The sequence below is a fragment of the Sphingorhabdus sp. genome (assembly GCF_044239005.1).
In the GTDB taxonomy this organism is placed as follows: domain Bacteria; phylum Pseudomonadota; class Alphaproteobacteria; order Sphingomonadales; family Sphingomonadaceae; genus Sphingorhabdus_B.
On the sequence record NZ_JBIICH010000007.1, the window covers coordinates 25828 to 33931 of the forward strand.

The 8104-nt window shown below is 58.9% G+C and carries 7 protein-coding genes; 5 read left to right on the plus strand and 2 right to left on the minus strand.

The window, feature by feature from the left end:
- Positions 1 to 30: 30 nt before the first annotated feature.
- Both sseA and metC read left to right on the plus strand, forming a co-directional pair.
- A complete protein-coding gene (gene sseA / locus ACILQA_RS01170) occupies positions 31 to 873 on the plus strand; it encodes a 3-mercaptopyruvate sulfurtransferase (protein WP_395628032.1) in 843 nt (280 codons plus the stop codon).
- Positions 828 to 2054, plus strand: coding sequence for a cystathionine beta-lyase (gene metC, locus ACILQA_RS01175; RefSeq protein WP_395628033.1), 1227 nt, complete (start codon positions 828 to 830; stop codon positions 2052 to 2054). The genes sseA and metC overlap by 46 nt, the downstream gene beginning before the upstream one ends.
- A 3-nt stretch (positions 2055 to 2057) precedes the next feature.
- Here metC and ACILQA_RS01180 read toward each other — a convergent pair whose 3' ends face one another.
- Positions 2058 to 2927: a 3-hydroxyacyl-CoA dehydrogenase NAD-binding domain-containing protein gene (locus ACILQA_RS01180; protein ID WP_395628034.1), complete on the minus strand. Its 870-nt coding sequence runs from the start codon at positions 2925 to 2927 to the stop codon at positions 2058 to 2060.
- A 233-nt stretch (positions 2928 to 3160) separates the two neighbouring features.
- Between ACILQA_RS01180 and ACILQA_RS01185 the strand changes: the two genes are divergently transcribed.
- Together ACILQA_RS01185 and glpX are read left to right on the plus strand one after the other, a co-directional pair.
- Positions 3161 to 4480: a homoserine dehydrogenase gene (locus ACILQA_RS01185; RefSeq protein WP_395628035.1), complete on the plus strand. Its 1320-nt coding sequence runs from the start codon at positions 3161 to 3163 to the stop codon at positions 4478 to 4480.
- A 218-nt stretch (positions 4481 to 4698) separates the two neighbouring features.
- Positions 4699 to 5676: a class II fructose-bisphosphatase gene (gene glpX / locus ACILQA_RS01190; protein ID WP_395628036.1), complete on the plus strand. Its 978-nt coding sequence runs from the start codon at positions 4699 to 4701 to the stop codon at positions 5674 to 5676.
- Here the strand turns inward: glpX and ACILQA_RS01195 are convergent.
- On the minus strand, positions 5670 to 6161 hold the full coding sequence (locus ACILQA_RS01195) for a flavodoxin family protein (protein WP_395628037.1): 492 nt from the start codon (positions 6159 to 6161) through the stop codon (positions 5670 to 5672). The two genes, glpX and ACILQA_RS01195, sit on opposite strands and share 7 nt — an antisense overlap.
- A 41-nt stretch (positions 6162 to 6202) precedes the next feature.
- Here ACILQA_RS01195 and recJ point away from each other — a divergent pair, with 41 nt between their 5' ends.
- Positions 6203 to 7969 (plus strand): single-stranded-DNA-specific exonuclease RecJ, encoded by a 1767-nt coding sequence (gene recJ / locus ACILQA_RS01200; RefSeq protein WP_395628038.1) that lies wholly within the window; start codon positions 6203 to 6205, stop codon positions 7967 to 7969.
- Positions 7970 to 8104: the final 135 nt, after the last annotated feature.

An 8104-nucleotide genomic window follows, 5' to 3' on the forward strand; every position in this document is an offset into this window, starting at 1 on the left:
GAATCAAAAAGTAGCGGGCAAGGACAAAACATGGAATTGTTAGTAAGTACCGAATGGTTGGCGAACGAAATCGGCGCGTCTGATTTGCGCGTGGTAGATGCCACCTGGTTCATGCCCGATGCTGGCCGCAATGCGCAGGCCGAATATGAAGGTGGCCATATTCCCGGCGCTGTTTTCATGGACTTGCAAGAACTCGCCGACGCAAACAGCAGCCTGCCCAATACATTACCGCCGCCAGAGAAATTTGCCAGCCGCATGCAATCGCTTGGCCTGGGCGATGGCAGCCGTATCGTGGTCTACGACGACAGCCCGTTCAAATCGGCAACGCGCGCTTGGTGGATGCTGACCTTGTTTGGCGCGCATGATGTTGCGATACTCGATGGCGGCATTGCAAAATGGAAAGCCGAAGGACGCGCGCTCGAAACCGGCAAGCCTACGTTGCGTCACCGCCACTTCACTGTCTGGAAAGACGAAAAGGCCGTGCGCAACAAAGCAGACATGCTTGCCAATCTGCACAGCAAGGAAGCCGATGTTGTGGATGCCCGCGGCGCAGGACGATTTACCGGTGAAGAAGCTGAACCGCGGCCTGACATGGCTTCGGGTCACATCCCCGGCAGCCGCAACTTGCCCTTTGGTAATCTTTTGAACGCAGACGGTACTTGGAAGCGCGGCGATGCGTTGACCCAAGCCTTTACCGATGCGGGCGTTGATTTGAACAAACCCATGATCACAACCTGCGGCTCTGGAATGACCGCAGCTGTTGTTCTGTTCGGCGCGCGCCTGACCGGCAAATCGGACGTTGCCTTATATGATGGCAGCTGGTCCGAATGGGGCTTGGACAAGGATACCCCCAAGGCACAGGGTGCGGCTTGAGTTCCCACAAACCTCAAAAGCCAGCCACCAAAACAGTCACTGCAGGGCGCAAGGCTTCGCTCACGGGCCCCGTCGTGAACGTACCTGTTTGGCGCGCCAGCACGCATTTATATGAAAATGTGGCTGAGCTGGAGGCCGGCAAAGGGCGCAACGAAGACGGCCGCTTTTTCTACGGTCGCCGTGGTTCGCCAACGCAATGGTCCCTCGCCGACGCGCTGACCGCAATGGAGCCTGGCGCGCATGGGACCATGCTGTATCCGTCCGGCGTTGCCGCGATTGCCTGCGCCTTACTGTCGGTGCTGAAGGCGGGTGACGTCTTGCTGATGACCGACAACGCCTATGACCCTAGCCGGTCTTTGGCCGACGGGTTTCTGAAGCGTTTCGGGGTAGAGACCCGATATTTTGACCCACGCACCGCCGATTACGACGCGCTATTTTGTGATCGCACGCGGGCCATATTGCTCGAATCACCCGGCAGCCTGACATTTGAAATGCAGGACATTCCTGCGATCTGCGCCTCTGCGAAAAAACGCAATGTCGTCACCCTTCTCGATAACACATGGGCCACATCCTATTTCCATACCGCGCTCGACAAGGGCATCGATATGGCGATCTTGTCGTGCACCAAATACATTGTCGGCCATAGCGACGTGATGATGGGCAGTGTCACCACGCACGATAAATTATGGACGAAATTGCGCCACACCGCGCAGCAACTTGGCCAGACCGTTTCACCTGACGATGCCTATCTGGCAAGCCGGGGCCTACGGACCCTGTCAGTGCGGATGAAAGCGCATGAGGCTTCGGCATTGCATATTGCGCAATGGCTGCAGACGCAGGCCGATGTCGCGGCCGTTTTCCATCCCGCTTTGCCCGATTGCCCCGGACACGACATTTGGAAGCGCGACTTTACCGGATCATCAGGATTGTTTTCGTTCATCCACACCGGCGACACGGCTACCGCAGCCGCGTTTGTCGACGCGCTGCAACTGTTTGGCATTGGCTATAGCTGGGGCGGATTTGAAAGCCTTGCGTTGCCCGTGCAGCCCGAAAAATACCGGTCAGTCGTGGCGTGGGATAAGCCCGGCACGCTGATCCGCCTGCAAATCGGGCTTGAGGACACAGATGATCTTATCGCCGACCTTGGCCAAGCCTTTGAAGTAGCCCGAACCGGACGCTAGATGTTAGCGTGTCGGCTGCGGCACTTCGCCCGAATAATCGTAAAATCCACGCTTCGTTTTGCGTCCGAACCAGCCGGCCTCAACATATTTTTGCAGCAATGGCGCTGGCCGGAATTTCGGATCGCCTGTCGATTGAAACAGCACATTTGTGATTTCAAGGCAGGTGTCGAGGCCAATGAAATCCGCCAATGTCAGTGGCCCCATCGGGTGATTAAGACCCAATTGGCACGCAGTATCGATATCGCGCATAGTGGCAACGCCTTCACCCAGTGCAAAACATGCTTCGTTGATCATGGGCATCAGCACGCGATTAACGATGAAGCCGGGGGCATCATTTGCAAACACCAATTGCTTGCCTAATGCCTCGCCATATTGGCGAACGACGTCGACAGTCGCATCCGTCGTCGCCAATCCGCGGATGATTTCAATCAGGCCCATGACGGGAACGGGGTTGAAGAAATGCACGCCAATGAAACGCTGTGGGTCGGGTGATGATTGCGCCAGCCGCGTGATGGGGATGGATGACGTATTAGACGCCAATACAGCTTGCTGGCCAAGGACCGCGCCCACCGATTCAAATATCTTGCGCTTGATGTCTTCCCGCTCCGTCGCGGCTTCAATGATCAGCCCGGCATCGGCCATCGGTTCATAGCTGGCAACCGGTTCTATGCGTGACAACAGCGTCTCTGCATCGCCCGCCGACATTTTTTCTTTGGCGACCAGACGGCTGAGTGCCTTGGCGATGCCGGCCTTGCCTTCTTCGGCCTTTGCCAGATCAAGGTCCGACAAATAGACATGATAGCCAGCGCCAACGCTGACCTGTGCGATGCCCGCACCCATTTGACCTGCTCCGATAACGCCGACTGCACGCATTTGCCGCTCCCTGTAAAACCAATCTATGGCCCCTAGCGAATGAAGGGTCACAGGGCTAGCTTACTCCCACCAAAAAGACGTTGGCGCGCGTCGCTGTGCTGTTTTCGCAGGGGCGATAGGCTCTGTGCAGTTTGCCCAGCCGTCACGTTGCAGCAAGCCGGGGCTGGCAATTAAACGCAAATCCGCTTAAGCGCGGCAGAAATACGCATTCTTTCGGCAGGAAATTAGAAGCTATGTCCACCCCCTCTCGTATCGCCCCGCTTAAGGTGGGTCTGGCTGGTCTTGGGACAGTAGGAACCGGCGTTATCCGCCTTCTTGAAGAAAATAGCGCCTTGATCGCGCGCCGGGCGGGCCGCGAGATCCAGATTGTTGCCATCACCGCGCGCGATCGGACCAAGGACCGGGGTGTTGATCTGTCCGGCTATCGCTGGGTCGACGACATGGGCGAACTGGCTACCGCAGACGATGTCGATGTCGTCGTTGAACTTGTCGGCGGGGCTGATGGTCCGGCGCTTACATTGGCGCGCGAAACGCTGACAAACGGACGTGCCTTGGTAACAGCCAACAAAGCCATGGTCGCCCATCACGGCGCTGAGCTGGCGGCTCTGGCCGAAAGCAAGCAGGCCGCGCTCAAATTTGAAGCGGCCGTCGCTGGCGGTATTCCGGTAATTCAGGGTTTGCGCGACGGTGCCGCCGCCAACCGGATCGATCGCGTATATGGCATATTGAACGGGACCTGCAATTTCATCTTGTCGACGATGGAGCGTGACGGCCTCGATTTTGCGCAGGTGCTGTCGGACGCGCAGGCAAAGGGCTTTGCCGAATCCGATCCCTCATTCGATATCGACGGCATTGACGCTGCGCATAAGCTTTCCATTCTGGCCTCGCTCAGCTTTGGATCGGTCATTGATTTTGGCGGCGTGGAAGCGCGCGGCGTTCGCAAAATACTCGCCGCCGACATCGCTCAGGCAAAGACGCTGGGTTATCGTATCCGCCTGATCGGGCTTGCCGAAATCGACGGCGACAATGGCGCGGCGAATATTTTCCAGCGCGTTGAACCATGCCTTGTCCCGCTCAGCCATCCGCTGGCGCATGTCATCGGCGCCACCAATGCGGTCGTGGCTGAAGGCAACTTCTCCGGACGCCTATTATTCCAAGGCGCGGGCGCAGGAGACAAGCCAACGGCATCCGCGGTTGTTGCTGACCTTGTCGACATTGCGCGCAAGGAAACTGGCCCTGCATTCTCCATGCCATCGGCCGAGCTTGAAAAGCTGCCACGGGCAGCATCGGCACACCGGGTCAGCAAATCCTATTTGCGTATGGTCGTCGCCGACCGCGTCGGTGTGCTTGCCGAAATTACAGCAGCTATGCGCGATGCCGGGCTTTCGATTGAAAGCCTGATTCAGACCGAAGCAGGTGACGATGGAACGGCCTTGGTGGCGATGGTCACCCATGCTGGCCCAGAGCAAGCGATCAATGATACGCTTCAGTCACTCAAGCATTCCGACAGTCTGCTTGGCGAACCAATGGTCATGCACATCTTGGGCGCTTAAGCTTATGGGGGGCCGCGCGTTCGATGCTTGCCGCAACGCCATCTTCAGTCGTGGAGGGTTGCGCCGCAGCGGACCCCATCACCACGTGCGCAACAAAAATGGCGACAACTAATCTCGACAATTGGCGTGGCCTTCCCTATCGAAACCTAACCCCCAAAATGCCGTTCCATTTGGGGGCAAACTTCGCACCCTGACGTTCAAATAGCTAGGAAAATACGATGACTGCAGCAAGCCAAATCCTCGACCGCGTGCTTGTCCTGGAAATGGTCCGCGTGACCGAAGCCGCGGCGATTGCCGCAGCCAAGCTCATCGGACGTGGCGATGAAAAAGCAGCAGATGCCGCCGCCGTCGAAGCCATGCGTGCGGCGCTCAACGAATTATATATGGATGGCACGGTTGTTATCGGCGAAGGCGAACGCGACGAAGCGCCCATGCTGTTTATTGGCGAAAAAGTCGGCTCCGCCATCGGCACTGGCCCACGCATCGACATTGCGCTCGATCCGCTTGAAGGCACAACGATTACGGCAAAGGCCGGGCCAAACGCACTGGCCGTTTTGGCTGTGGCGGAAGAAGGCAATCTGCTCAACGCACCAGACGTGTACATGGACAAGATCGCCGTCGGCCCGGGTTATTCACCCAACATCGTCAACCTCGACAGAACGGTTGCTGAAAATGTGCATGCAGTTGCCAAGGAAAAGGGTGTAGCTCCAGGCGACCTCATCGTTTGCGTACTCGACCGCCCGCGCCATGAAAAGCTGATCGCCGAGCTGCGGGCGCTTGGCTGTGGCGTTATGCTGATCCCCGATGGCGACGTTGCCGGTGTCATCGCAACAACCAATCCCGATACCACAGTCGACATCTATATGGGCAGCGGCGGTGCGCCAGAGGGCGTACTTGCGGCAGCGGCCCTGCGCTGTGTCGGCGGGCAGTTCAAAGGCCGCCTGTTGTTCCGCAACGACGATGAACGTTCGCGCGCGCGCAAATGGGGCATCGAAGATCTCGACAAGATTTACGATCTGGAAGAGCTGGCAAAGGGTGACTGCATCTTTGCAGCGACGGGTGTCACCGACGGTTCGTTGCTCGCTGGCGTCAAAACGTTACGCGATGGGCGGGTCACCACAGAAACCGTCGTCATGCGCGCATCAAGTGGCACAGTGCGCTGGGTCAAGAGTGAGCATCGCAAGGCTGATCAGTAAATACCCATCAGCAGTCCCGTCGCGATTTGTTCGCCGAGGTCCGCTGCCTCCCGTTGATCGGCCTCATTCATGGTCTTCGGCGCCAAAATCGCTTCCGACGTCTGTGCATGGGTGCAAACGATCCGGCTCTCCGCAACCTGCCGCAAGCGCCACCCTGTCGCTATACGCTCCGCCTGCGCCACAGCATTGCGTCCGTCCGATCCGGCGCACACGATCATCGCATAAGGCCGCCCGTTGAGCGCGCCAAGGCATGGATAATAACATTGGTCAAAAAAGCTTTTCATCCCGCCGCTTATGGCCGCGAGATTTTCGGGGAACGCGAACAGATATCCGTCCGCCGCCATGACCTGTGCAGCGCCGACATCATCGGCGTTGAGCATTTCGACATTGACACCCTGCGCACGGCAGGCGCCGTCATAGGCAGCGCGGGCCAAAGCCTCTGACCCGCCCGTCATACTATGCCAGATTATCAACAATTGCCGCATCGATGCTTGCTAGCACCGCTGGTGCGCCATAGGGAAGTAGGATGAAGCCCGTACTCGATATTAACAGTTCCGTTCTTGAGCAAGCCTGGCATTGGCGCGGCGGTGGCACCGATGGCCGCGATCCGGATTTCCAGCCCGACGATCTGGTGACCCAGTTGCTGATGGCGCGCGGCGTCGACCGCGACGATATCGAACGGCACCGCAACCCGACCATTCGCAACTTCATGCCCGACCCATCGATATTCCAAGACATGGAACATGCGGCGCTGCGCTTGGCGCAAGCGGTCGAGGCGGGCGAACAGATTACCGTCTATGGCGATTATGACGTCGATGGCGCGACCAGTGCGGCGTTGCTTATCCGCCTGCTGCGTATGCTGGGGCTTGATGCCGGTTACTATATCCCCGACCGGTTGATGGAAGGCTATGGCCCGTCTGGTGAGGCCCTTGTGCGTATTGGCGAAAGCGGCAGCCGTCTGATCGTGACCGTCGATTGCGGAGCAATGGCCTATGACGCGCTTGCGCAAGCCAAGGCCGCCGGACTTGAGGTCATTGTTGTCGACCATCACAAATGCGCCTCAGAGCTTCCTCAGGCCTTTGCGCTCGTAAACCCCAACCGCTTGGACGAGACCGATGACGCGGCTGCCCACGGGCATCTGGCGGCGGTTGGCGTGGCATTCCTATTGGGCGCGGCGCTCATCCGGACGCTGCGCACGCGCGGCCATTTTGCAACCCGCGCAGAACCCAAGATCATGGACTTGCTCGATTTGGTCGCGCTGGGCACTGTGGCGGACGTGGCGCAGCTACGGGGATTGAACCGGGCCTTTGTCGCGCAAGGGCTAAAGGTGATGGCCGCGCGCCGCAACATTGGCCTGTCGGCGCTCATTCAGGCGAGCCGGCTGACCCGCGCACCTATTTGCTCCGACCTTGGCTTTGCCTTGGGCCCACGCATCAACGCAGGCGGCCGTGTGGGCAAGTCGGACCTTGGCGTGCGTCTGCTCACCACCGAGGACGCGGCGGAGGCGCAAGAGATTGCGCTTGAGCTCGATCGGTTGAACGAAGAGCGCCGCGCGATTGAATCGGTGGTTCAGGAACAGGCTGAGGCTATGTTGGCGGGGCAGCACAACCGTGCGGTGGCATTGCTGTCGGGCGAAGGCTGGCACCCAGGCGTCATTGGCATCGTCGCGGGCCGGATTAAGGAAAAAACCGGCAAGCCTTCTATCGTGATTGCGGTGGACGAACATGGCGTCGGCAAAGGGTCGGGCCGCTCGATTGCAGGCGTCGATTTGGGCGCCGCGATTATATCTGCGCGTGAGGCTGGCTTGCTGGAGGCAGGCGGCGGCCACGCGATGGCGGCGGGGCTGACCGTGGCGCATGACAAAATTGATGCGCTGGCCGATTGGTTGGACGCGCGGCTGTCGGCAGACGTTAGCAACGCATCAGCATCAAAGGCGCTTTTGATCGATGCCATCGTCGCGCCGCGTGGCTTAAATCCGATTTTTGTCGATGCGATGGAATCCGCTGGCCCCTATGGCATGGGTTGGCCGGGGCCGCGCGTCGTCACGGGGCCGCTGCGCATCATCAAGTGCGATATCGTCGGCAAAGACCATGTCCGCGCGATCGTCGCGGGCGACGACGGGCAGTCGTTTAAAGTGATGGCCTTCCGTCAGGGCGAGACTGTTTTGGGCCAGACAATGCTGCACGCAGATCGCGGCCGACGCTACTGGTTTGCGGGCCGCGCGAAGATCGACGATTGGGGCGCAACGCCAAAAGCGGAGCTCCACGTCGACGACATCGCATTCGCCGACTGAAATAGCGTGAACTTGGCCTTGACGAGTGCATAACGAATCCGTAAAGGCGCGGCTCGCCAAGCGATTGGCCCCTTCGTCTAGCGGTTAGGACGCGGCCCTTTCACGGCTGAAACACGGGTTCGATTCCCGTAGGGG